Here is a 24,189-nt window from a genome sequence, read left to right as displayed (position 1 = left end):
CCGACCCCGGTGCTGTGCAGTCGAGCCCGAGACGTGGCGAGCCGGAACCAGCCCATCCACACCTTCCACAACGCTGATGATTGGTTTTTGTTTTCTTAGAAGAGATAACTTCATCGTCTTCATAGGTGCTGTGGATTCTGTGGATAACCGACGTTTGTGCTGGTGACGGGGTTATCCACCGGTGATTCACATGTGGGTAACCGGGGTATAAACCCGGGTCGTTGTCCACAGTCGCCGACTCAGCGGGAGTTGTCCACCGCTGTCCCCAGGCTATCCCCAGGTTATCCACCGGGTTTATCCCCCGCCCTGTGCATAACGCGGGGACGCTACCGACACGTTGTCCCCAGAACCTTCAACAGGTAATCCACAGGCGTCCACAGCCTGTGAGATCAACAACTACTGTTCGTGACTGTCCACATCGATTTCCACAGGAGTTGTCCACTTCTGTGGATTGAGGTGTCAGGAGTTATCCACCGCCTGGGGAGCCAGCCTGTGGATGCCTGTGGATGAGTGTGGATAACGTTGGCACGAAACTGGCACGTCGCGACGTTGACAACTCGTCCTTCAGCGCCCTCGCGAGAAGACAGTCATTGGCTTCAATGTCTTCAGGTTTCACTAATGATCTGGGTATAACTTGTGGAAAACCCCGTGCAGAACTCGCGGAAAACTGTGGGTAAGTAGAGAAACAGCAGCTCAGAGGCTGTGCGTTATGCGTCGCACATTCTGTGCGACCCTGTGGGTAACTGCCTTTTGAGGCCCGCACAGCCCGATGGGGCTGGGGATAACCCGTGACGGTCCCGGTGAGCGAGCCGGTCCGGCTCAGACAAAGATCCATCGGGTACGACGAATCCACACCGTCCCGTGCGAGGGCGTGGTGGGGTCACGGGGCGAGTGGGCAGCACCGCCCGGCGGGTGCGTGAGGGCGTGCCCCGGCAGCTTGCCGGGCATCGCGAGGCGCCGGCCGCGTGGTGCGGTCGAGCGCGCGTAGGCCGTACCCCTCAGGTGTTCTGTTTGATCCTGTTGGTCAGCTCGGCGATCTGGTTGTAGAGCGACCGGCGCTCGGCCATGTGCTGGCGGATCTTGCGGTCGGCGTGCATCACCGTGGTGTGGTCGCGGCCGCCGAACGCCTGCCCGATGCGGGGCAGCGAGAGATCGGTCAGTTCCCGGCAGAGGTACATGGCCACCTGCCGGGCGTTGACCAGCACCCGGCTGCGCGAGTGCCCGCGCAGGTCCTCCAGGGAGACGCCGAAGTAGTCGGCGGTCGACACCATGATCTGGTCGGCGGTGATCTCCGGGCCGGCGCCGTCCGGCATGAAGTCGCGCAGCACCTCCTCGGCCAGGGAGAGCTGCACCGGCGAGCGGGTGAGGCTGGCGAACGCGGTCACCCGGATGAGGGCGCCCTCGAGCTCGCGGATCGAGTTGGAGACCCGGGACGCGATGAACTCCAGCACGTCGTCGGGGGCGTACATCCGCTCCTGCGCGGCCTTCTTCTGGAGGATCGCGATACGCGTTTCGAGGTCGGGCGGCTGGATGTCGGCCAGCAGGCCCCACTCGAAGCGGGTGCGCATCCGGTCCTCGAGGGTGGCCAGCTGGCGCGGCGAGCGGTCCGAGCTGATCACGATCTGCTTGTTGGCGTTGTGGAGCGTGTTGAAGGTGTGGAAGAACTCCTCCTGCGTCCGTTCGCGGTTCTCCAGGAACTGGATGTCGTCGATCAGCAGGATGTCGACGTCGCGGTAACGGCGCTGGAACGCCTGCGTCTTGTCGTCTCGCAGGCTGTTGATGAAATCGTTGGTGAACTCCTCGGTCGACACGTAGCGCACCGAGCGCGCGTGTCCCAGGGTGGTGGCGTAGTGGCCGATCGCGTGCAGGAGGTGGGTCTTGCCCAGCCCGGAGCTGCCGTAGATGAAGAGCGGGTTGTACGCCTTCGCCGGTGACTCCGCGACCGCGACCGCCGCGGCGTGCGCGAACCGGTTGGACGAGCCGATGACGAACGTCTCGAACATGTACTTCGGGTTGAGCCGGTTGCCGTCCTGCCCACCGGGCCGCGGCGTGGTGCCGGGACCCCGCAGGTCGATCGGCGGACGGCCCGGCCCGTTGTCGCCGGCCCGGCTCGGCACGTCGTCGCGGCGGTCCGGACCGGGCATCGGCCGGTCGTTCTGCCGCAACTGGGCGGCGTCGGCCGCCATCCGGTGCGCGACCGCGTCGTTGGGCTGTTCCTTCTCGGCCGGCGGCGCGACCGGGGACCGGTTCACCGGCGGCGACACCGGCGGCATCGGGTCGGCGAAGAGTGCCTCTTGGCCGTCGTGGGCGGTTGGAACCCCACGGGGGAACGGCGCCTGCGGTGCGGAGTGCTGCGCCGACCCGGTCGGGTACGGCTCCGGCGCGTGCTCGGCCGGACCGAAGGCAGGTCCCTGGTAGGGCGGCGGTTCGGGCATCCGTGCCGAGCCCGGATAGCCCGGCAGCTCCGGCTGAAAGGGTCCGTTCTCGGCGTAGTGCCGCGGCTGCGGGTCCACCATCGGACCGGCGGACGGCTCGGCCGGGGTGCCGTAGACGGTGCCCGGCATGCCGGACCCGTCCTCCGGGGGCCGGACCGTGACCGCCACCTGTATGGGCCGGCTGAGCCGGCGGCTGAGTGCCTCGGTGATCGCCGGGCGCAGCCGTGACTCGATGATGTCGCGGGTGTACGTGTCCGGAACCGATAGGAGGGCGGTGTCCTCGACTATCGCCCGCAACCGGGTGAACTGTAGATAGGCGCGCTGCTGCCGTGACGCGATCTCGTCGGACAGCTCGTCCAACGTCTCACGCCACAACTTGCCCAGGTCGACCTGCTCGGCCACCGACGCGCCACCCCCATCGCCACCGACCCCGGTGGGCCTTGTCCGGCCTTTCGCCTGTGCCTTTCGGCGCCCCGTGACGGGCAACCGGCCGGCGTCCCCCAACCCAGCACAGTTAACGTGCTGAACACGCACGGCGCCACCAGCTATCCACAGGTTATCCACAACCGGGGTCAGTGCCGGTGGCCGCTCCCGGCCGGATGGTCGGCAGATTTACCGGAGCCTGTAGTTGGCGCGGGCGGTAAACAGGCTCACCGTGGCGAACGATCCACCTGCTTGTCCGGTTTTGGCCGCCGCTTCGCGGGCTGCGAACGGCCGGATGAGACCAGCAACCGCGCACGCTAACAGCGGCGACAGGTGGACTTCAACCGCCGTCCGGGCCATCCACCGCACGCGCGCGGGAAAAGATTCACTTTGTGCACGGAAAGACCTGCCAGGCGATCGCTGCCCGCCATGTCGGCGTGCCGACCCAGGATATGGTTGACCGCCCCGGGGGCCCTGCGTAGGGTTGGGCGGTTGCTCCGCCGCACTCTGCTAAAGTGGCGTCTTGCAGCGCATGATGCCCCCAGAGTCGTAGTACGAAGACGGAGTTTTGACGTGAGCAAGCGCACCTACCAGCCGAACAACCGCCGGCGTGCCAAGACCCACGGCTTCCGGCTGCGCATGCGCACCCGCGCCGGCCGTGCCATCCTGTCGGCCCGCCGGGCCAAGGGCCGCGGCGAGCTGTCGGCCTGAGCCGACCGCTAGTCCGGTCGGAATGCCCAGGTAGTCGTGCTGTCCGCAGCGCAACGATTGCGGCGTAGCGCGGACTTCGCCGCAGCAATTCGCGGCGGCCGCCGTGCTGGTCGCGGCACCCTGGTCGTTCACCTGCTTATCGATGAGCCGGCGTGTGCCTCCACGGCGCGCGCCGGCTTCGTCGTGTCCAAAGCGGTGGGCAACGCGGTCGTCCGCAACCGGGTGCGCCGCCGACTGCGTCATCTGGTCCGGCCACTGCTCAGCGAGCTTCCCTCGGGCGCGACCCTGGTCGTCAGGGCACTGCCACCGGCCGCCGCGGCAATGTACGCCACGTTGGCCACCGACCTGGAAGGTGCGCTCGCGGCCGCCCGCAGACCCCGGCGGCCGCGATGACCCTGGCCGCCCGGGTCCTGACCGCAGCGGTCGTCGCGTACCGTCGATACTTGAGTCCGGTGCTGCCGGCCCGCTGTCGGTTCTACCCCTCGTGCAGCGCTTATGCCCTGGAGGCGTTGGCGCGTCACGGCGCGATCCGGGGTACGGGCCTGGCGATCTGGCGGCTCCTCCGATGCCATCCCTTCCACCCTGGCGGGTACGACCCGGTGCCTGACCCGATCCGTCACCGTTCTGCCGATGTGACTGGAGATTAGATTGAGTCTCGACCCGATCTACTACGCCATCTCGTGGATTCTTCTGCGCTGGCATTCCTTCTGGGATGCGATCGGCATACCTGAAGAGCGCGTCATCGGCACCAACTGGGCCTGGATCCTGGCGATCTTCTGCCTGGTGGTGACGCTGCGGGTCATCCTCTTCCCGGTCTTCGTCAAGCAGATCAAGAGCCAGCGTGCGATGCAGGCGCTGCAGCCCAAGGTCAAGGCGCTGCAGGAGAAGCACAAGGGTGACCGCGAGACGCTCCAGAAAGAAATGATGGAGCTGTACCGGACGGAGAAGGCGAACCCGCTCATGGGCTGCCTTCCGATGTTCCTGCAGATCCCGGTCTTCTTCGGTCTCTTCCACGTGCTCCAGCACCTGGACCCGAACATCTCGGACGAGAACAAGCAGCTGTACGGCTGGCCGCTCGATCAGTTCAACAGCGCCGCCCACGCGCACCTGTTCAACGCTCCGATCAGCGCCAAGTTCGGTTCCTCCGCCGCTGAGCTGTCCGTCCTCGGCGCGGACAGCACCACCGTCAAGGTGGTGGCCGGCATCCTGGTCCTGGTCATGATGGCCACCACGTTCCTCACGCAGCGCCAGATGATCCTCAAGACCGGCTGGGCCGAGGACCCGCAGCAGCTGATGATCCAGCGGCTGATGCTCTACGGCATCCCGTTCTCGCTGCTCATCTCCGGTTCGCTCTTCCCCATCGGTGTGGTCATCTACTGGGTCACCAACAACCTGTTCACGCTGGCCCAGCAGCAGTGGGTGCTTCGTAAGTTCCCGCCGCCGCAGATGTCCGGCAAGGGTGGCTCGGCGGCCCGCCCGGCGACCGGTACCAAGAGCTCCGGTGACAAGAACCCGGTGCAGCCCGCCCGTACCGGAGGGTTGTTCGGTCGTAAGAGCGCGCCCGAGCCGGCGAGCCCGGTGGTCGACACCAAGGCACTCGCTCCCAAGCCTGGCGCCAAACCGGTGAATCCCAAGAAGGGCGCCCGGCCGGCGAACAAACCCAAGGGATGATCGCGGCTCAGGCCCCGCCCGGCAGGGCCTGAGCGCGCCCCTCGAGACCTCCCCGCGCCGCGCGCGGGAAACATCGGACCGACCTCGGTCCGGCCCGAATGACATACGGAGATGAGACCGTGACCGACACCAGCACTCCCCCTTCCGCCGACTCGTCAGCCGAAGCCACCGCTGCCGAGCCGGCCGGCACCGAAGAGGCCAAGAAGTCGGAGACTGTCGCCTCGGACAGCGACCTGTTCCGCCAGAGCGAGATCGCCGCCGACTACGTCGAGGGTCTGCTGGACATCCTCGACTACGACGGCGACATCGACGAGCTCGTCTCCGCGGGCCGGCCGATGGTCGAGGTGGTCGGCGGCCGTCTCCAGCCGCTGGTCGGCCAGCGGGGTGCCACCCTCGAGGCCCTTCAGGAACTGACCCGCCTCGCCATCTTCCGGGCCACCGGCTCGCCCAGCCGCCTGCTGCTCGACATCGGTGGCTACCGTGCCGCCCGGCGCAAGGAACTCGCCGCCGTCGCCCGCAACGCCGTCGAGAAGGTCAAGGAGCACGGCGACCCGGTCCGCCTGGAGGCCATGTCGGCGTTCGAGCGCAAGTGCGTCCACGACGTGGTCAACGCGATCTCCGGTGTGCAGAGCGAGTCCGAGGGTGTCGAGCCCAACCGCCGCATCGTGGTGCGCGCGGCGGACTGATCGTGACCACCTCCCGCCACGGCGCGGGTGACTCCGGCCCGGGCGTCGAAACGCCCGGGCCGTCGTCGTTCCCGGTGCCTGACCTTCACCCACCTGCCACTGCCGCCGAGGTCTTCGGTGAACGGCTCGCGCTGGCCGCCCGCTACACCGAACTGCTCGCCACCGAAGGCGTGGTCCGGGGCCTGATCGGCCCGCGGGAGGCGCCCCGCCTGTGGGAGCGGCATCTGCTCAACTGCGGTGTCATGGCGCAGCTCATCGCACCCGGCGCCACCGTGGTCGATGTGGGCTCCGGTGCCGGGCTGCCCGGCCTGGTGCTGGCGATCGCCCGGCCGGACCTGCGGGTCACCCTGGTCGAGCCGCTCGCCCGCCGGACCGCGTTCCTCACCGAGACCGTCGAGGACCTGGGCCTGGACAACGTGACCGTGCTCCGCGGGCGGGCCGAGGAGATCGTCGACGCGCTGCCCGGAGCCGATGTGGTCACCGCCCGGGCCGTGGCCGCCCTCGACAAGCTCTCCGGGTGGTGCCTGCCGCTCGCCGCCGTCGGTGGCCGTCTCCTCGCGATGAAGGGTTCGTCCGCCGCCGAGGAGATCGCTGAACACGGGGCGGCGATCGCTGCTCTCGGTGGTGGCAAGCCGGTCATCCACCTCTGCGGGACCGGACTGATCGAGCCTCCGACGACGGTGGTGGAGATCGTCAAGGAGGCACATGTGGTGCCCGGCCGGAAGAAGGCCGCTCCGGTTCGTTCGAGCCGCGGGTCCGCATCCCGGCGGGGTCGCCGGGGTTAGTCATTCCGCGACCTTCGGTCCCGGTCCGATCTCCTTCGGGCCGGGACCATCCTTTTTGGGGTACGGGGGTCGCGCGCTCGCTCGCCGGTTTGTCGGGTGGCGCTTGTTTCACGTGCAACGGGGGACGCTCTCTCGACCACGACCTGGCAAGGGTCTGGCACGTTCGTCCACAGGTCCCTGGATGGGGCTGGGGCGCGCTGTGGACATCGGCCGGTTCGGTTTGCCGATTGTGGTTTTCTGGTCCCGGTCCCATGTTCGTTCGGTAGTTGGAGCAAGTGGTGCGTGAAGGTGACTACATCGGCCTGGGGATGGACCTCATTCGGCCGTTGGCGGGGTTTCGGGATCTTCCATGCACCGCGGGTGCATCCTGTGTCGTGGACGCGTCTCGGCGGCCATGAGCGGCTCGGCTTGTTCGGTTACACAGCTGTCCGCATCGCCAGTCCCTTGGGCGGCTGGGCTCGGCTCTTGGGCGGCTGGACCTCGGATCCGTGCCGTCTGACTTGGCGGCGACAGTTGCGCGGTGCCCGAGGTTCGACGCCGCCACTCTCTATGCCGCTAGGTGTGGTTGCTTTCCGGCAGTAGTGCACCGTGGGGTGTGATTGGTGTTCAGCAGCACACCGCGGGGTGTGATTGGTGCTCGGCTGAAACCGCCTGGTGTGGTTGTGGCTCGGAGGTATGCCACATGGCGCGGTTTCGGCTTGGCGGTACGTCGCGTGGCGTGCGGCTGCGGGGCCTGGGAAGGCCGGCGGCAGAGACTTGTCATGGTGGCGAGCCTTTGGGCGTACACCGTGGGGGTGTTGATCTTTGGGGTTTGGCTCGACCGACGGCATGAATGGGTGAAGCCTGGATGTCTGTGCCGAGCGTCATGGTGTTCGAGTTGCTACTGACGGACGATGGAGCAGCGTTGTGCTCGACTCATCGGAACTTAGGACCATGGCGACACATGCCCGACACCCGTAGGCTGGCCGGATGTCGATAGTGTGGACCGGATCTCCCCTGCCGGGCGCACGTTCTGCCGGTCAACCCCTTCCTAGCCATCAGGGATGAAGCGGTGCATGAGTACGGTGTTTCACGTGAAACCGAGTCGCCTCTCGACAGGCCGTCGGGAATGAACGTGGGCGGGCTGCGCGCGGGCGAACAGGACGTTCCGCAGCCTCGGGCGAGCGCCTATGGGCCCCCACCGGCGTACGAGTACGGAGCCCCGATGCCAGGCCACTCCTCGGACGAGGCTCGAGGGCGTGCGTCCGTGTCGTCGGGGCGTCAGATGGCGGCCGCTCCTTCTTCAGGGGAGCCCGTTCAGTCCACCGAGCATGTTTCACGTGAAACGCCGGTAGCGGATGAGGACGATCCGCCCCTAGCCATGGAAGCGTTGCGAGCTGTGCAGATCCTCAACCCGAGCGGCGAGATCATCATGCCGCGCCCAGACCACCCGCGGGTGATTTGCGTCGCCAACCAGAAGGGCGGCGTCGGGAAGACGACCACGACGGTCAACCTGGCCGTGGCGCTGGCGCTCCACGGTAACCGTGTGCTGGTAGTGGACCTCGACCCCCAGGGCAATGCCTCGACCGGTCTGAACGTCCCGCACCACGCGGGCGTACCTGATGTCTACGACTGCCTGATCGACAACGTGCCGTTGGCCGAGGTCGCGCAACTGGTCGAAGGCATCCCGAACCTCTTCTGTGTGCCGGCCACCATCGACCTAGCCGGCGCCGAGATCGAGCTGGTTTCGGTGGTGGCTCGTGAGTCCCGGCTGGCCCGGGCCATTGCGGGGCATCCCGAGAAGTTCGATTACGTCTTCATCGACTGCCCGCCTTCTCTCGGGCTGCTGACCGTAAATGCCCTCTGCGCTGCGCAGGAGGTGCTGATTCCCATTCAGTGCGAGTACTACGCGCTGGAAGGTCTCAATCAGCTGATCAACAACATCAACCTGGTGCGTCAGCACCTGAATCCCACCCTCGATGTCTCTACGATCTTGCTGACGATGTACGACCGGCGTACCCGTCTGGCAGATGCGGTGGAACAGGATGTACGGAATCATTTTGGTACCAAAGTGCTGAACGCGGTGATCCCCCGGAACGTGCGTGTTTCGGAGGCACCCAGCTACGGCCAGTCGGTGATGACCTACGATCCGGGATCACGAGGGGCTACCAGCTATTTCGAGGCGGCCTTGGAGATCGCGATGCGCGGGGTCAACACGGGAGGCGCGGTATGAAGAACCGTCCACGGGGTGGTTTGGGCCGCGGCCTGGGCGCGCTGATTCCCACAGCTCCTGTCGCGGAGGCGGCAGCTCCCGTAGAGGCGCTTCCTGAGCCGGTCGTCGTCGAGTCGGCCGCTGCTCCGACCGTTCAGCCCACACCGGTCACCCCGCCGCCGGTTCCTGCCCCGGCCGCCCCGGTCGACGGTGACCTCGCACCGGTCCCTGGCGCGCGTTTCGCCGAACTTCCGGTGTCCGCGATCGAGCCGAACGCCAAGCAGCCGCGGCACGTCTTCGATGAGGAGGCGCTGGAGGAGCTGAAGACCTCCATCCAGGAGGTCGGCTTCCTCCAACCGATCGTGGTCCGTGAACTCGGCGACGGCCGGTATGAGCTCGTCATGGGCGAGCGGCGGTGGCGTGCCGCGCAGGCTGTCGGTAGGGAGACGATTCCCGCGATCGTCCGGTATACGCCTGACGACGCGATGTTGCGTGATGCCCTGCTCGAGAACATCCACCGGGCGAACCTGAACCCGTTGGAAGAGGCGGCCGCATACCAGCAGCTGCTGGAGGAGTTCGGCGCGACGCACGAGGAACTCGCGCGCCGGATCGGCCGTAGCCGTCCACAGATTTCCAACACGATTCGGTTGATGAACCTGCCGGCACCGGTACAGCGCCGGGTGGCGGCCGGGATTCTCTCCGCCGGGCATGCGCGAGCGTTGCTCGGCCTGGAGGACAGTGACGCCCAGGAGAAGCTGGCCACGCGGATCGTTCAGGAAGGGCTTTCGGTCCGGGCGACCGAGGAGATCGTTCAGCTGACGGCTTCCGAGGCGCCGGCGAAGAAGGCGGCTCCCGCGCGCCGGGCCAAGGTGCACGCGCCGGCGTTGAACGATCTGGCCGAGCGGCTCTCGGATCGGTTCGACACCCGGGTGAAGGTGGACATCGGGCGAAACAAGGGCCGTATCACGATCGAGTTCGCCACGGTGGACGACCTTGAGCGGATCGTCGGCATGATCGGTGTGGAGGAGGAAGGCGCTCCTCGGGACGGTGAACAATCCGAGGAGTGAGACTTTCTCGGTGAGTCGAACAGAGAGGGCGCGTGAGTGATCACGCGCCCTCTCTGTTCGAGGCTTGATTCGGTTCTGTCAGACGGATTCTCCTGAGATTTCGCGGCGCGGGCAAAGTCGGTGATGGCCGCATTCCGACGAGGCTAAAAGTCCGTTTTTGTTCCTAATCTGGTTTATGGAAGCTTCAAAATGATTCATGTTGAAGTTCTTGTATGCCCTATTAAGTGGCCGTGGCGTTGGTCGCGTGGAGACGCACGGTTGAAAGCAACCTCGACCGGCTTTCGACGTCAGCTGCCATGAGCTCCCCCGGTCCCAGGCGGGCTGATCGACTTTTGAGCGCGCCTCACCTGATGGCCCCTCGTCTCGGCTCCGTAGCGACCAGCTCGGTCGAGAGCCGCTTGAACGTGATCCGGAGGTTCTCCGGGACGGCCACCATCAGGAATGGGGCGACTCCCGCTTCGGACTCGCAATGCGCGCTGGCCGGTCCGCGCAGTACTTCCGCCATGCCCGTCCGAGCCCGGTGTGATCGTCGATGACATCGGGGAGGGCCTTTCTGGGCTGGCTACCGATCACACAGTCTGGCCAGTACTTGTGGTTCGTGCGCTGTCCTGACCCTTGGCTGTACTTCGGCTGGCGTGGTGTTGGGGTTCGCCGGCTGCGCGTCTGTCCTTCTGCCGGCGACACCACGGCACCCCGATCCCGGGCGACTCCCACAGTTGCCCCTCGCCAGCATGCGTCTGCCTACTCAACGGGCTCACCCAACGCCAAGGAACCGCTGACCCTGTTCGGGTTGCAAAGCTGGCTGGTTCGATTGCCGGTTCCCGCGACCGAACCAGTACTACGCGAGGTTCACCCGAGCCACGCTGACCGGCGCCTACCAGGACGCCAGCTATTCGCCCGGAGCGTGCGCAGCGTCTTCGTCAACCGCGAGGCAGTCGCCTTGGGCGCCGCCGGTAACGAAACTGGCAGCACTAGGGCTACTGAGCTAGCCGTTTCGAGAGAATGCCAGCATTGGCGGGCCGGCGCCTGCTGCGACCCCTACACCTCGAAGCCTCCGCATCGGAACGCGACAGTGAACGTACCGATGGCCAGGCACAGCACGTTGGCGGCGGTCGCTTTCAGTTCGGTACAGCTCTCGAGGCGAAGACAAAGCCGTCAGCGTACGTCTGTCGGCATCCCGGTTATCGACGACGAATGCGTGGTGGCCGACAACGACGATGCTGCCGTCGAACGCCTCCTTGTGTAATGCGTTGCCGAGTTGCCGCCCCAGCCGGACCGTTTCATGGCAGTTCAACGGCGTACCTTCGGCAGCGCTGCGCCGAACCTGATCTACGGCACAGTGCCGGTAGGTCCCGCCGTGCCAAGCAACGATTTTTGGACCTCATGTCCCAGTACGCAACCGCGGCGAGCGAGCACGAACGTACCTAGCGCACCAGTTCCTCGGTGGCCTTGACGATCTCCGGAGATTTGCGGCGTACCCGAGCACCTTGCACGGAGCTGCCCGTGGAGCAGATCATCGAGTTCACCTCGCACCGGACGGGCCCAGCGTCGACGGCCCGATTTATGTGAGGCACCGCCTGGAACCTCATGCGAGGCTGGTGCTCGACTGACAGGTTCTGGTTCCCCGCCGTGACTGATAGGCAAGTGCCGTGACGCGTTCGATCGGGTACCAGCACATCCCGAAGCCCTAGCCGGGCTTGCGCAAGTCCGTTTGCCAGCCATGCGGCAAGCAAGTGGTCCGACGGCGAGCGGCCTCAGTGGGTACCGCTCAACTGCGTTTCGCTCAAGTGCCTTTCAGTGCGCCACCGGTCAAGAGGACGAGGTCGACCAGCCGTCGGGAAAGGTCCACCGCTCGCCGCCACCGGATCGCCGGCGGCGCTCGTGCACCATCAGTACTTGAAGCTCATCGGCATTGCCGTGTCGGCGAAGCTGCCCCGAGAACGGTCCTGGGACGATGACACCTCGACCAGCGCCTGGCAAGATTCCCGCCCCTCGCCAAGCGCTCGACTGGAACGAGCAGACCAGGACTCGATCAACTGATCTCACGGAACGATCAGGTTGACGGTGTCTGCGACGGAACTTGAGTTCCACCGCAAGGTTAGGTCGGTGGTGACCCCTCGCGCCGGCGGTGAGGTGCTGGACGGCGTGCTGATGTCAGGTGGTCCGGGTGGCGACGGCGGTCCAGTCGGTGAAACCACTATCGCCGTGTAATGGGCCATCATTGTGGCGGAGTCCCGGACCTGTCGCTTGGCCGAACGTAGATCGGGGCAGGGCTGAGTAGAGCGGTCGTCGGTCACGGTGTCCGGACGCGGGTAGATCCAGCCGGTGACCCGCCGGATCGACGATGGCGGCGCTCTACGGCGAAGCAGCTCTGGAGAAGTGCAAGCCTGAGTCTCGGATGGAGCAGCTGCCGACGAATCCTTGCCTGAAGCTTTTGCCGGTGCAGCGTTTGTCCGTTGTCGTGGAGGTTGTTGACCCCGGCCAGCAGTTGAGTTTTGTAGGGCTCGAGGCTGCTCCTCGTAACGTCGGCCAGCGGCTAGGTGTTTGTAAGTGCGTAGCGCTGGGCGGTGTTCCGGGCCAGGGCGAGCCGAAGCGAAGCATGATCTGCCGGACTCGCTGAGTACTGCTTTCGCAGATTGCTGCTCGACGCCCCTAGCGGCTTGCCGCGACGAAGGTATGGACATCCGAAGTCGCGTTTCGTCAGCGGGTTGTTCGGTCGCGGTCGGACAGGACCGTTCAGTCTTTGAAGGAAGGTGCCCTGTTCAGGCGTAACCATGTGATCGGGGTGTGCCGCCTACGGATTCGTTTCACGTGAAACATCGCCGCCTGAACCCTCTGTCAACTAACGCAGCTGTTGGCCGGTGTGTCCGATGCGCAGCTCGGCGGCGAACCTATGCCCACGTTGGCTGCCGGAACTCAGGCCGGAAGGAGCGGCAGTAGCCGATGTCGCCCGACCCATTCGGAGCGGCTCAAACGGCAGGAGTACTCAGCGCGGCTTCCCGCGCGGATGGAACGGCTTCCTTGAGCTGTAACGGAGCCATGGGTGCCAACAGTCGAGCAGGGCGGTGGAGCCACGGCCGTGCCCTCCTTCTAGGTCCATCCCGTTCGCCAGTTAGCCACCTTCGGCCTGCCGGCACTGGAGTGTCGCGAGACAGGTGTTCCTGCAAGGCGTTGTACATGCTGCGAGCCCGAGTATTGGTGACTGAAGCATGTTGCCGAGCCGGCCAGGACAGAGCCCGATGGGTGCAATCAAATCGTGGCCGTTTCACGTGAAACCAGAGTCCTTGATAGAAGTTGTGCCCGGTGCCCGGTGCCCGGTGCCCGGTGCCCGGTGCCCGGTGCCCGGTGCCCGGTGCCCGGTGCCCGGTGCCCGGTGCCCGGTGCCCGGTGCCCGGTGCCCGGTGCCCGGTGCCCGGTGCCCGGTGCCCGGTGCCCGGTGCCCGGTGCCCGGTGCCCGGTGCCCGGTGCCCGGTGCCCGGTGCCCGGTGCCCGGTGCCCGGCGCGTCCTCTTGGCTTCTTGTGATTGTGGATCGGTGCAAGACGCCGGACTCGGCTGCCTAAGTAGGCGATCGGCTGAGATTGCAAATGCGCCAGATGCTGGCCATCGTCGCCGTACCTGGCGAGGCTGTGGCGTTCTGGGCCACCACGTCGAAGAGTGATCGCCTTTTGAGCTTCAGCCAGTACCGAGTGGGCCTCAGCAGCGCCCGCCGTTTCACGTGAAACACAGACAGGCCGCGTCAGAAATCGACGCCGTCGTTGTCGTGGCGGGGCAGGCGGCCGTGCATGTCGTAGCCGGCGGGACAGAGCACAGTCCGGGCGAGGTTGGTGAGCCGAGGGCTTAGGAGTTATCCCGATGTGGAGCAGATTGCTGCTGTGTCCGGGGTCGAGGTCTCGGCACTCCGCCGATCAGCTCTCGGATCTCGTATACCGGGGCCTGATCGGTCGGCGCCGACACGGTGTGCCAGCGGATCAGGGTGATGGGCACACCGGCGAGGAAGCACAACATGCCATCCGGCGGCGTGGTCGCCTCTGTTGAGGGTCGTGACAGGCTGGGCAGCATTGGCTGTTCCGGCCGAGAATGACCGGACCGGGGTTGTGGATGCGGTTTGGCTGCCGAGAGATCGTGTTTCGGTGCGCGGCGGACCCTTGTTGCGGTGCGGGTGGCTGCCCTGGTTGAGGTTCTGGGGGAACACTTGCTACGGCCTGGGGGGAGGGTCGCGCCTGCCATTCCGGGTGGTCCAGGTAAACCGTGGATGCTGGCTCGTCGCCAGTGTTGCTTGCGTTGGTCGTGTTGTCCGCGGCCCCGTGCTGCCCGTGCCGCCCGTGCCGCCCGTGCCGCCCGTGCCGCCCGTGCCGCCCGTGCCGCCCGTGCCGCCCGTGCCGCCCGTGCCGCCCGCGTCGGTCTGTGCCGCCCATGCCGCCTGTGGTGCCCGTGCCGGTCCGTGTCATCCGTGCCGGTCGGGTCGCTCGTGTTGACCGCGCCGTTCGCGGCGGCCGGCTTTCCGCGGTGGGTTTGTGACTCGGGAGAAGCGGAGGCGGCCGGCAGCTGGAGAACCAGCTGCAGTAGAAGTCGAGGCGGGCTCGCCGTGATGCCGGCCAGGATTCCGTAGTCGACGATCGCAAGGGCGTGAGGGCGGCTGGCCGTCCGGTTCTCGATACCCCACCTCGACAGAGCGGTGATCGAAAGGCAGGGGATGCGAGAGTCCTGGGGGGGGGGACTGAAGGTCTGCGTCTGGCGTCGTACTTGCCGGAGTTCGCACGACTTGCTTTGTGAGCCGATGACTCGACCTTTAAGTGGTCAGTCCCGGAGCTGCGGATCCCCGCCTCGTCGTTGATCACAGTCCTGGGCAGGGACGGGTATGTGCATGCGGGCATCGCGCCAGGATGCCTCTGTTCAGCGGGCTGATCCGACGCTGATCAACGAGGATCATGTGGCTATTGGTGGCCGCGTGTGATCGGTTCTCCGTGAGGTGACGATCTGCCTGCTGTCACATATCGCTGGTAGGGCGTCGTCGAGCCAACCTTGCTCGGCTCGGGTGTGCTCAAAGGCCGGGTATGCGCTGTTGTGCGGATTCGGGTTCAGCCCGACCAACGCGAGGTCGCTCGCCTGGGTCACGTCCGCTGGCGTGGTGTAAGAGGCGGCCAGCGCTGATCCGTGTGTGTTGATCTTATGCGGCGATTGCGGTCGTTTCGATGATTTCGTTGTCGTGTCCGTCGGTATTGATACTGGTCAGCCGTGCTTTGCCGAGGATCTCCAGGCCCATGTAGCGGCGGCCTTCGACCCATTCGTCGGTCTGTTCGGCCAGGACCGCGCCGACGAGCCGGATGATCGCGTCGCGGTTGGGGAAGATCCCGACGACGTCGGTGCGGCGGCGGATCTCCTTGTTCAGCCGTTCCTGCGGGTTGTTCGACCAGATCTGACGCCACAGCTCCCGCGGGAACGCGGTGAACGCGAGCAGGTCGGCGCGGGCGTCGTCGAGGTGTTCGGCCGCGGCCGGGAACTTCTCGGCGATGGTGCCGAGGACGCGGTCGAACTGCTGGCTGACGGCGATGGCGTCGGGTTGGTCGAAGATGGTGCGGACCAGGGTGGCCACCCACGGCTGCGCACTCTTCGGGACGCGTGACAAGAGGTTGCGCAGGTAGTGGGTGCGACAGCGCTGCCACTGGGCGCCGGGCAGCGCGGCGCCGATCGCGCCGACGAGGCCGCGGTGGGCGTCGGAGATGATCAGGCGGACGCCGGACAGTCCGCGGGCGGTCAGGCTGCGTAGGAAGGCGAGCCAGCCGGCGCCGTCCTCGTCGGACGCGACGTCGAGGCCGAGGACCTCGCGGCCGCCGTCGGCGTTGACGCCGACCGCGACTAGGGCGTGCACGTTGACCGTGCGGCCGTGTTCGCGGACCTTGATGACCAGGGCGTCGGTCCAGACGAACGTGTACGGGCCGGCGTCCAGCGGCCGGTTGCGGAACGCCTCGACCTGGGCGTCGAGATGCCGGGCCATCTCCGACACCTGCGACTTCGACAGCTGCTTCACGCCGAGTTGCTCGACCAGCTTCTCCATCCGCCGCGTCGACACCCCGAGCAGGTACGACGTCGCGACCACGCTGACCAGGGCCTGCTCGGCCCGGCGCCGGTGTTGCAGCAGCCAGTCCGGGAAGTACGAACCGGAACGCAGCTTCGGGATCGCCAGCTCGATCGTGCCGGCCCGGGTGTCCCACTCGCGCTGCCGGTAACCGTTGCGCGAGTTGGCCCGCTCGGCACTGCGTTCGCCGTAGCCGGCGCCGCAGAGAGCCACGGCCTCGGCGGACATCAACGCGTCAGCGAAGGTTTTCACCATCGCCCGCAGTACATCAGGGCTCGCCGATTCCAGGTGCTGGCCCAGCAGGTCAGCGACGTTCAAACTCTCTGTTGCGGCCATCGCAGGTCTCTCCTTCGTGATCTTCAAGCAATCCGAAGGATCTGCGGTGGCCGCCTCTTTCGTCCCGGGAAGTCCGAGTCATACACCACTTCGGTGGACGTGACCCTCGCCTGGGATGACGAATGGCCGCCACTGACTATTCGCCGTCGACTCACAGTGCCGCAACTCAGGAGAGGTTGCCGTGTGAGGAGGCAAGAGCGGTCTTGTCGGCTGTCGAGTCGTTCGAGCGAGACCCCGGAGTGCGAACACGGCGCACGACGCACGACGAGAGCTAGGAACGGACAGCGAAGGACGGAAGCGGTACAGGGGCGGTACGGAGTACATCGCCGGTAGCACAGGCGATGGGGGTGGACGGCCGAGAAGCGGTCGGCGGGATGTGGGTTGCCGGGATGTGGGTGGCGGGAAATGGCCGACGGGGGTGGCCGATGGGAAGCGTATGGCCGACGGAAATGGCTGGCGGGAAGTAGATGCAGAGCGCGGACGGTGAAGCGCGGACGGCCAGGGATGGGAAGGGGAACGAGAGTGGGGCGAGCAGAGGAGTGCAAAGGGCGGGGAGAGCACAGAGCAGGGCTGGGCGAAGGACAGAGAGAGCGGAGTAGAGCAGAGAAGGACGGGATTTTGGGACGGGCGGCCGAGTGCCGAATGCGGGTGTGGTGGGACCGCGGCAGGACTTGGCGGAGAACGCCGGGAGCTCCGGCGTTCTGTAGTGCGGCACCGTCTCGGACGGGGGACGCTTCGACGGCTGGCTGTCGGTGGGGTTGGCCTTCGCCATTGCGGCAACGCTGATTTCAGCAACCAGTGGACGGGCTCACCGAATCGCTACTGCTGTACCGCTTGGCCTGGTCGCTGGCCTCGCCGCGGTTGCCGTAGGACGTTCGAGCTTGGATCGGCCATCAGCATTGCCCACGATGTCGCCTGAAGGAATTCAGGCTCAGAGCGGGTAGAGCACCTACCAACCGATGTCAGACGCCGTCCAAGTGGGGACGGCCCTCATCTCCGAACGAGCGAGTCTCACACGCGAGGCCTACCCCGGTGACGATGCCGCTGATCGCCTTAGGGCGATCCCGGTCCTGAACGGTGACGTCTCTGCCGCCGCAACGACAGGCAGGGGAGGACAGCACCCATGGGCTGTCGTTGCCCATGTGGCTATGACGGTGTTGAAACGGTCCTACCAAGACGGGCCTGAAATGGCTCCAGCCATCACAGGATTTCTACGACGACGGTTGAGCTGGTAGCCCCGCCGCTGGGAAGGCAGTTGTCGGCAAGTGGGGCCGGCTCAAGCACGGACCGATGAGTTGGGTCCGAGTCAGGGTCGTGTTGGTGAATCGAGATGCAGCCGTCGTACCTACTCCTTGAGCGTTGACGGATCCAGGCAACACACCACGGCCCAGAGCCACCGTGCCATGAAGCAGGCTCGGGATGCAGCGTCTGCCTTGGACGCCGGATGCACTGAGAGATCGAACCCCTACCTTTAGTAGTTATGCACAGGCGGTCGGTACCCAACGGTCGTCCTGATTGGACACAAGCGGCCGGCCTAGCCGCTGCGGCATGAGCCGTGCAAGGCCACGTGGGTAGCGACCCCGCCGCATGCCCTGGACCGGCGAGGTGTCAGTTCGATGACCATCTACCGGATCGTCGATTTCGCACGTGCCTTCAGGAGCAGCTCACGGGCCTGCGGGCGCCACCAAGGTGAGAATTCACGACGGCCCCCGTATGAGGGACGGACATGCGTGGATACCACTATCCACAGGCTGTGTGTTGCACCTGTTGATGGTGTGGCCACCGGTGTTTCACGTGAAACGACGCCGATGTCGCGTCGGTCGTCCACCGGTCTATCCACAGGGCGTGCAAGCCTTCTACGTCGTGTTTCACGTGAAACGGGAGTGCCTGTGGATAACTCCTGTGGATAACTTGGGGACGGTTGTGTGGAGAGACGGAGCGTCACCGTTGTCTACGTCACGTGCCCGGCTCCGGTGGGTATAAAGACATCCCCCCGTCGTGCGAAATTGACCCGGGACAGCCCGTCCTGCGCTGGGCTAAGGTCACGACGTGTCTGAGAACACCACCCCGCTTCCTGACTTCACACGCTGGCCGTCATTTCCCTTCGAAGGCGATATGCGGGTGAAGAAACTCGCACCACCGGTAGAGATCGAGCCGCCACGCAGCGGCGAAGACGCCTCGGATTGTGTGGCGTGCGGCACGTCCGATGACGCCTACATCTGGGTCAGTGAGCGGTGGCGGGTTCGCGCCATGGACCGTCCGACCGGTTTGCCGATGGTCCTCATCCTGGAATGCCGATCCCACCTGGATCTCGGTGACCTTCCGAACCTGCTGGCAGCGGAGCTCGGTGTGATGACCGTGCGCCTGGAGCGAGCGATTCGGTCGTTGGACGGTGTCGCACGGGTTCACGTGAATCGGTGGGGCGACGGCTCAGCGCACCTGCACATGTGGTTCCTGGCTCGCCCCTACGGCCGGCTCCAGCTTCGTGGGACGTTCCTGTCGCTCTGGGACGACATATTGCCGGTCGTTCCCGAGTCGCAGTGGCGGGAGAATCTCGCCCTGGTTGCCGCCTGGCTCGCCGACTTCGGTGGCAAGGCCAACGCGGAGCCGGCGCACATCGAGTGGGAGTCGCCGGCCACTCTCAACGTGCCGGTCCCGACCGATGTCGACGCGACCGAGGAAGCCGACCGGCGGCCGGTCACCCTCGGGGATGTGGAAACCGGCGGGAACCCGGCCGGCAGCTCCGGTATCCACAATGCGAACAACGGCTACTGAGAATCCCGGGTAGGACAAGGAGCGGTGGATCAGTACGACCCACCGCCCCGACAACGACATGGGGCAACGCCAAGGGCGGCGAGCCACCGTCCCGAGTACAGCAAAAGGGGCGGCGGGCCACCCACCGCCCCGGCAACGACATAGGGCGGCGGCACACCGCCCCGGTACGGCAAGGGGCGGCGGGCCTGCACGGCCCACCGGCCCGGCAACGACAAAGGACAACGACATAGGGAAGGGCGGCGACACGCCGCCCGGAACGGCAAGGGGCGGCGGGCCTGCACGGCCCACCGCCCCGGCAACGACAAAGGGCAACGACACGCCGCCCGGAACGGCAAGGGGCGGCGGGCCCGTATGGCCCACCGCCCCGGCTACGACAAAGGGTTAACGCCTAACCCTTGCGGGCGACCGCCCTCTCCACCAGCGCACTGAGCACCGCACCCAGGTCGACGCCGGCAGCCTGAACGGCCAGCGGCAGCAACGACGTCTCCGTCATCCCCGGCGACACGTTGCATCCCAGGACCCGCGGCTCCCCGTCCTCCCCGACGATCACGTCGATTCGGGACAGGTCGCGCAGACCGAGAGCCTTGTACGCCGACAGCGCTGTCTCGGACACCTTCGCCGCCACCTCCGGCGACAGTCGTGCCGGCACGTGCCAGGTGGTCAGGCCGGCCGTATAGCGGGCCGCGTAGTCGTACACCCCGTCCCGCGGCACGATCTCGACGATCGGTAGCGCCTCCGGCCCCGTCCCCAGGTCGATGATCGAGACGGCGACGTTGGTGCCGGTCACATATTGCTCGACCAGCGCGGTCGAGTCGTACGCGAAACAGCCCACCATTGCCGCCGGCAGGTCCGCGGCGTCCCGGACCACCGCGGCGCCCAGCCCGGACCCGCCCTGCGCGGGCTTGACCATGAGCGGCAGCCCCAGCCGGGACACGATCCGGTCGAGCACCGCCACCGCACCCAGCTCGGAGAACCGGTCGTGCGGCAGCGCCACCCAGTCCGGCGTCGGGATCCCGGCCTCACGCAGCATCGACTTGGCGGACGGCTTGTCCCACGCGAGGCGGGCGGTCCGGGCGTCGGCACCGACGTACGGCACTTCACACAGGTCGAGCACCCCGCGCAGCGAACCGTCCTCACCGGTGGCGCCGTGCAGTGCGATGACGACGGCGTCCGGCGGGTCGGCCTGCAACGTGGGAAGCAGTGAGACGTCCGCGTCGTGCATGTCGGCGGTCAGGCCGGAGGCACGGAGCGCGTCCAGCACCCGGCGACCGGACCGCAACGACACGTCCCGCTCGTAGGACAGTCCACCGGCAAGGACGAGAACTCGTACATCCATGGTTGAGATCATGCCAAGTCGGGGCCGGGAGCGTCGGCAGCGGCCGGGCCGCGACGGCGCTGGTGGCTCTGTTGCAGTGCGCCCCCGCCGAAGACGGCGCGCATGGCCAGTTCCTGCTCCATGACGCCGGAGAGGCGGCGGACGCCTTCCCGGAGCCGGTCCGGCGCGGAGAAGCTGAAGTTGAGGCGCATGTTGTTGCGGCCGGTGCCGTCGGCGTAGAAGCCGGTGCCGGGCACGTAGGCGACCCGGGCGGCTATGGCGCGCGGCATCATCGCCTTGGAGTCGAGGCCCTCGGGCAGGGTCGCCCAGACGAACAGGCCGCCGGTCGGGCGGGTCCATGTGGTGCCGGCCGGCATCAGGTCATCGAGGGCGCCGAGCAGGGCGTCCCGGCGTTCGCGGTAGATCTCCCGGTACACCTTGAGCTGTTCGCGCCACGGCATGGTCGACAGGTACTGACTGACGGCGCCCTGGGCGAACGCGCTCGGGCACAGCACGTTGGCCTCGCTCATCATGACCAGCTTCTCCCGGACGGCGTGCGGCGCCAGGATCCAGCCGACGCGCAGGCCGGGCGCGAACGTCTTGGAGAAGGTGGAGCAGTAGAAGACGCCCTCACGGCGGCGGGCCCGCAACGGCAGCGGCGCCTCACCCTCGAAGGCGAGCATTCCGTACGGGTCGTCCTCCACCACCAGCAGTCCGGCGCGCTCGCAGATGTCGAGGACGCGTTCCCGTCGGTCCTCCGAGAGGGTGACACCGGCCGGGTTCTGGAAGGTCGGGATCGTGTAGAGGAACTTCGCTTTGCGGCCGGCCCGTGCGGTGGCCTCGATGGCCTCCTCGAGTGCTTCCGGGATGAGGCCCTCGGCGTCCATTGCCACGTGCCGGACCTGTGCCTGGGCGGCCTGGAAGACGCCGAGTGCGCCGACGTAGGTCGGCCCCTCGGCGAGCACCACGTCGCCCGGGTCGAGGAACAACCGGGCCAGGAGGTCGAGGGCCTGCTGGCCGCCGACGGTGACCACCACGTCGTCCGGCGAGGCGTTGTGGATGCCGGAGAGGGTCATCACCTCGCAGATGCGCTCGCGCAGCTCGACGGTGCCCTGGCCGATGCTGTACTGAAGGCTGGTGGCGCCCTGTTTGGAGGCCAGGTCGCCGAGCATTTCCCCGACCGCGTCGAGCGGCAGCGCGGCGATGTAGGGTGAGCCGCCGGCCAGCGACACCACTTCGGGGCGGCTCGCCGTGGCGAACAGGGCACGGATCTCGGACGTCGTCATTCCGCGGACGCGTCGCGCGTACCGATCGGTGTAATCGTCCTGGGTGGTACCGGTCATGCGAATCACCTCTTCATAAACGGGACTGACAGCGATCCTAGTCGGGGCTGGCTCTTGCCCGACCTGCTCCCGTTCATGGTGGTTCCGACGTAGGATTCGGCGGGGGCGCGGCGGCGTCCGGTCCTGTCCCGTGAGCGAGCTGCAAGGGGGCCGCCATGTCGCGACGCCTGGTCAATCTCACCCTCGACACGCTCGAGGACCTGCCCCGGCCGTGCCGTGAGTGCGTCTACTGGGAGCTGGATCCGGTCTCCGCGGAGCGGGCCTGCGCCACCGGCGACCCCGGTCTGGAGAAGGAGGCGTGGGTCTCCCAGACGCTCCTGGAGTGGGGTTCCTGCGGCAAGCTCGCCTATGTGGACGGCATGCCGGCCGGGTTCGTCATGTACGCGCCACCCGCCTACGTGCCCCGCTCGATGGCCTTCCCGACGTCCCCGGTGAGCGCCGACGCCGCTCTGCTCACCACGGCCAAGGTGGTGCCCGCCTTTGCCGGTGGCGGGCTGGGCCGGATGTTGGTGCAGGGGGTCGCCCGTGACCTCACCAAGCGCGGTGTGAAGGCCGTGGAGGCCTTCGGTGACGCCAAACCGGACGAGGCCGACGCGACGTGTGTGGCCCCGGTCGATTTCTTCCTGTCGGTGGGCTTCAAGACGGTCCGCCCGCACCCCCGGTTCCCGCGGTTGCGGCTGGAGCTGCGGACGGCCCTGTCCTGGAAGTCCGACGTCGAGTACGCGCTGGAGAAGCTGCTCGGCTCGATGAGCCCGGAGACGCTGCTGCGCCCGGTCCGGCCGGTGACCGCAACGCGGTCCGCCGACAACTAGTTCTTGTCAGCCAAAGCCAAACGAAGCTGGCGTACGTCGATCGACCCGGTCGGCACGTCCCGTTCCACCGGGAAGTACATCCGCTGGACCGCGGCGAGCAGCGCCTCGACGATCTGCTCCCGGAACATCGGGTCGATCAGCCGCTCCCGGTCCGTCGGCGAGGTCAGGTAACCGAGGTCGACCCGGACCGTCGGCATCCGGGTGAGGCGCAGCAGGTCCCAGGTCTTCGCGTGGGTCCGGCAGTCGTGCATCCCGGCGCGCACGACGATCTCCCGCTGGACCAGGGCCGCGAGCCGCTCGCCCACGGTGGAGCTGAGCCCGTTTCCGGTGCCGTAGTGGTAGGTCGCCACGCCCTCGGCCGCGTCGGACGTGTGCCCGTCCAGATGCAGCGAGATCAGCAGATCGGCGCCGAGGCTGTTGGCCAGGGCGGCCCGTTCGGCGCCGCTCATCGGGGCGGCCGGTGACGGACCGCGGGTCAGGTGCACCCGCATGCCGGCCGCGGAGAGCCGGCCCTCCAGCCGGGAGGCCAGGTCGAACACCAGGTCGGCCTCGTTCCACCGGAGTGGCCCGTCCGGCACCAGGACGCCGGTGTCGTCGCCACCGCCGTGGCCCGGGTCGATGACGATCGTCTTGCCGACCAGGTTGGGACCGGACTGCCGGAACGCCTCGGCCTCGCGCAGCCACTGCGGGCGGCCGCCGACCACCTTGCGGCCCAGCCGGCGCAGCGCCTTCATGGTCTGCGGGCCGCAGGAGCCGTCCTGGACGAGGCCGATCTCGCGCTGGAACTGGGCCACCGCGCGGGCTGTCCGGGCGCCGTAGACGGCGTCGGGGCGACCGGTGTCGTACCCCATCTCGAGCAGCCGCTCCTGGAGCGCCCGGACGTCCTCGCCGACGAGCGCGTCGGGCACCGAATGGAACAGGGTCCGGGAGCCGAGCCGCCAGCGGGCCGCGTCCAGCGCGCCCCATGTCTCGTCGCCGACCATCCCGTCCACGCCGAGACCACGGTTCTGCTGGAAGGCGCGGACCGCGGTCTCCAGCGCCTCGTCGAAGACGTCGGGTTCAGCCTCGTCGAGCAATTCCAGGCCGACCAGGATCGACCGAATCTCGGAAACAGCTGGGCCGGTGTCTCCGCGTCGGATGGACCGCACTCACGACTCCCTAGGACGAGAAAGGACGACCCTCCGGAGAGTACGCCCCGCGACCCGGACGGGCGCGGGGCGTTGTGCTCGAAAGCGTCAGAGCGCCGACTCGATGAAGTTGACCAGGAAGCTCTTGGGCTTGGCGCCGGCCACCGAGTTGATCCGCTCACCATCCTTGAAGATGGTCAGCGTCGGCACCGACATGACCTGGTACGCCATGGCGGTCTGCGGATTCTCGTCGATGTTCACCTTGACGATCTCCACCTTGTCGCCCATCTCGGCGGCGATCTCGGCGAGCAGCGGGTCGACCTTCTTGCAGGGCACGCACCACTCGGCCCAGAAGTCCACCAGCACCGGCTTGTCGGAACGCAGCACGTCATCGGCGAAGGTGGCGTCGGTGACCACCTTGGTTGCTCCCACGAG

The 24,189-nt window shown here is 66.9% G+C and carries 15 protein-coding genes and 1 pseudogene; 10 read left to right on the top strand and 6 right to left on the bottom strand.

Annotated features, from left to right (window positions below; all coding sequences use genetic code 11):
- Window positions 1-998 precede the first annotated feature (998 nt).
- Window positions 999-2,837: a chromosomal replication initiator protein DnaA gene (dnaA, locus tag BJ964_RS10350; protein ID WP_188120479.1), complete on the bottom strand. Its 1,839-nt coding sequence runs from the start codon at window positions 2,835-2,837 to the stop codon at window positions 999-1,001.
- A 594-nt stretch (window positions 2,838-3,431) separates the two neighbouring features.
- On the opposite strand from dnaA, the gene rpmH reads away from it, so the two are divergent.
- The 8 genes from rpmH (at window position 3,432) to BJ964_RS10310 (ending at window position 9,969) form a co-directional block, all read left to right on the top strand.
- Entirely contained in the window at window positions 3,432-3,569 is a 138-nt protein-coding gene (gene rpmH / locus BJ964_RS10345) for a 50S ribosomal protein L34 (RefSeq protein WP_093620811.1), read from the top strand.
- Window positions 3,570-3,605: 36 nt separating this feature from the next.
- Entirely contained in the window at window positions 3,606-3,962 is a 357-nt protein-coding gene (rnpA, locus tag BJ964_RS10340) for a ribonuclease P protein component (RefSeq protein WP_188120478.1), read from the top strand.
- Window positions 3,959-4,216, top strand: a complete 258-nt coding sequence (gene yidD, locus BJ964_RS10335) for a membrane protein insertion efficiency factor YidD (protein ID WP_188120477.1) — start codon at window positions 3,959-3,961, stop codon at window positions 4,214-4,216. The genes rnpA and yidD overlap by 4 nt, the downstream gene beginning before the upstream one ends.
- Window position 4,217: 1 nt before the next feature.
- Window positions 4,218-5,240: a membrane protein insertase YidC gene (gene yidC, locus BJ964_RS10330; protein ID WP_188120476.1), complete on the top strand. Its 1,023-nt coding sequence runs from the start codon at window positions 4,218-4,220 to the stop codon at window positions 5,238-5,240.
- Between the two features lie 119 nt (window positions 5,241-5,359).
- A complete protein-coding gene (locus BJ964_RS10325) occupies window positions 5,360-5,926 on the top strand; it encodes a Jag family protein (RefSeq protein WP_407650799.1) in 567 nt (188 codons plus the stop codon).
- 74 nt (window positions 5,927-6,000) lie between these two features.
- A complete protein-coding gene (gene rsmG, locus BJ964_RS10320) occupies window positions 6,001-6,711 on the top strand; it encodes a 16S rRNA (guanine(527)-N(7))-methyltransferase RsmG (RefSeq protein WP_229807128.1) in 711 nt (236 codons plus the stop codon).
- A gap of 1,108 nt (window positions 6,712-7,819) precedes the next feature.
- Window positions 7,820-8,923 carry a ParA family protein gene (locus tag BJ964_RS10315; RefSeq protein ID WP_407650840.1) on the top strand — a complete coding sequence of 368 codons (1,104 nt, stop codon included), beginning with the start codon at window positions 7,820-7,822 and terminating at the stop codon, window positions 8,921-8,923.
- A complete protein-coding gene (locus BJ964_RS10310; protein WP_188120473.1) occupies window positions 8,920-9,969 on the top strand; it encodes a ParB/RepB/Spo0J family partition protein in 1,050 nt (349 codons plus the stop codon). Before BJ964_RS10315 ends, BJ964_RS10310 begins: the two co-directional genes overlap by 4 nt.
- A 5,168-nt stretch (window positions 9,970-15,137) precedes the next feature.
- Here BJ964_RS10310 and BJ964_RS10305 read toward each other — a convergent pair.
- Window positions 15,138-16,382: an IS256 family transposase gene (locus BJ964_RS10305; protein WP_188120472.1), complete on the bottom strand. Its 1,245-nt coding sequence runs from the start codon at window positions 16,380-16,382 to the stop codon at window positions 15,138-15,140.
- Between the two features lie 2,115 nt (window positions 16,383-18,497).
- On the opposite strand from BJ964_RS10305, the pseudogene BJ964_RS10300 reads away from it, so the two are divergent.
- A pseudogene (locus BJ964_RS10300) lies at window positions 18,498-19,148 on the top strand (hypothetical protein); the annotation flags it as partial.
- 397 nt (window positions 19,149-19,545) lie between these two features.
- On the opposite strand, the gene BJ964_RS10295 reads toward BJ964_RS10300, so the two are convergent.
- Together BJ964_RS10295 and BJ964_RS10290 are read right to left on the bottom strand one after the other, a co-directional pair.
- Complete coding sequence (locus BJ964_RS10295) at window positions 19,546-20,505, bottom strand: D-alanine--D-alanine ligase family protein (RefSeq protein WP_188120471.1); 960 nt, start codon at window positions 20,503-20,505, stop codon at window positions 19,546-19,548.
- Window positions 20,502-21,815 carry an aminotransferase-like domain-containing protein gene (locus tag BJ964_RS10290; RefSeq protein ID WP_188120470.1) on the bottom strand — a complete coding sequence of 438 codons (1,314 nt, stop codon included), beginning with the start codon at window positions 21,813-21,815 and terminating at the stop codon, window positions 20,502-20,504. Before BJ964_RS10290 ends, BJ964_RS10295 begins: the two co-directional genes overlap by 4 nt.
- Before the next feature lie 155 nt (window positions 21,816-21,970).
- Here BJ964_RS10290 and BJ964_RS10285 point away from each other — a divergent pair, with 155 nt between their 5' ends.
- On the top strand, window positions 21,971-22,627 hold the full coding sequence (locus tag BJ964_RS10285) for a GNAT family protein (protein WP_183226539.1): 657 nt from the start codon (window positions 21,971-21,973) through the stop codon (window positions 22,625-22,627).
- Here the strand turns inward: BJ964_RS10285 and BJ964_RS10280 are convergent.
- Complete coding sequence (locus BJ964_RS10280) at window positions 22,624-23,775, bottom strand: N-acetylmuramoyl-L-alanine amidase (RefSeq protein WP_188120469.1); 1,152 nt, start codon at window positions 23,773-23,775, stop codon at window positions 22,624-22,626. The two genes, BJ964_RS10285 and BJ964_RS10280, sit on opposite strands and share 4 nt — an antisense overlap.
- 87 nt (window positions 23,776-23,862) lie before the next feature.
- On the bottom strand, window positions 23,863-24,186 hold the full coding sequence (gene trxA / locus BJ964_RS10275) for a thioredoxin (RefSeq protein ID WP_183226537.1): 324 nt from the start codon (window positions 24,184-24,186) through the stop codon (window positions 23,863-23,865).
- Window positions 24,187-24,189 lie beyond the last annotated feature (3 nt).

This window comes from Actinoplanes lobatus (assembly GCF_014205215.1).
Taxonomy (GTDB): domain Bacteria; phylum Actinomycetota; class Actinomycetes; order Mycobacteriales; family Micromonosporaceae; genus Actinoplanes; species Actinoplanes lobatus.
The sequence above is the reverse complement of the archived record's forward strand: the minus strand, read 5'-3'. Positions and strand labels throughout refer to the sequence as shown.

Bases quoted from the DNA above. Each gene is read 5' to 3' on its own strand.
- yidD (WP_188120477.1), top strand. From the start codon at position 3,959: ATGACCCTGGCCGCCCGGGTCCTGACCGCAGCGGTCGTCGCGTACCGT.
- BJ964_RS10315 (WP_407650840.1), top strand. From the start codon at position 7,820: ATGAACGTGGGCGGGCTGCGCGCGGGCGAACAGGACGTTCCGCAGCCT.
- BJ964_RS10310 (WP_188120473.1), top strand. From the start codon at position 8,920: ATGAAGAACCGTCCACGGGGTGGTTTGGGCCGCGGCCTGGGCGCGCTG.
- BJ964_RS10305 (WP_188120472.1), bottom strand. From the start codon at position 16,382: ATGGCCGCAACAGAGAGTTTGAACGTCGCTGACCTGCTGGGCCAGCAC.
- BJ964_RS10295 (WP_188120471.1), bottom strand. From the start codon at position 20,505: ATGATCTCAACCATGGATGTACGAGTTCTCGTCCTTGCCGGTGGACTG.
- BJ964_RS10290 (WP_188120470.1), bottom strand. From the start codon at position 21,815: ATGACCGGTACCACCCAGGACGATTACACCGATCGGTACGCGCGACGC.
- BJ964_RS10285 (WP_183226539.1), top strand. From the start codon at position 21,971: ATGTCGCGACGCCTGGTCAATCTCACCCTCGACACGCTCGAGGACCTG.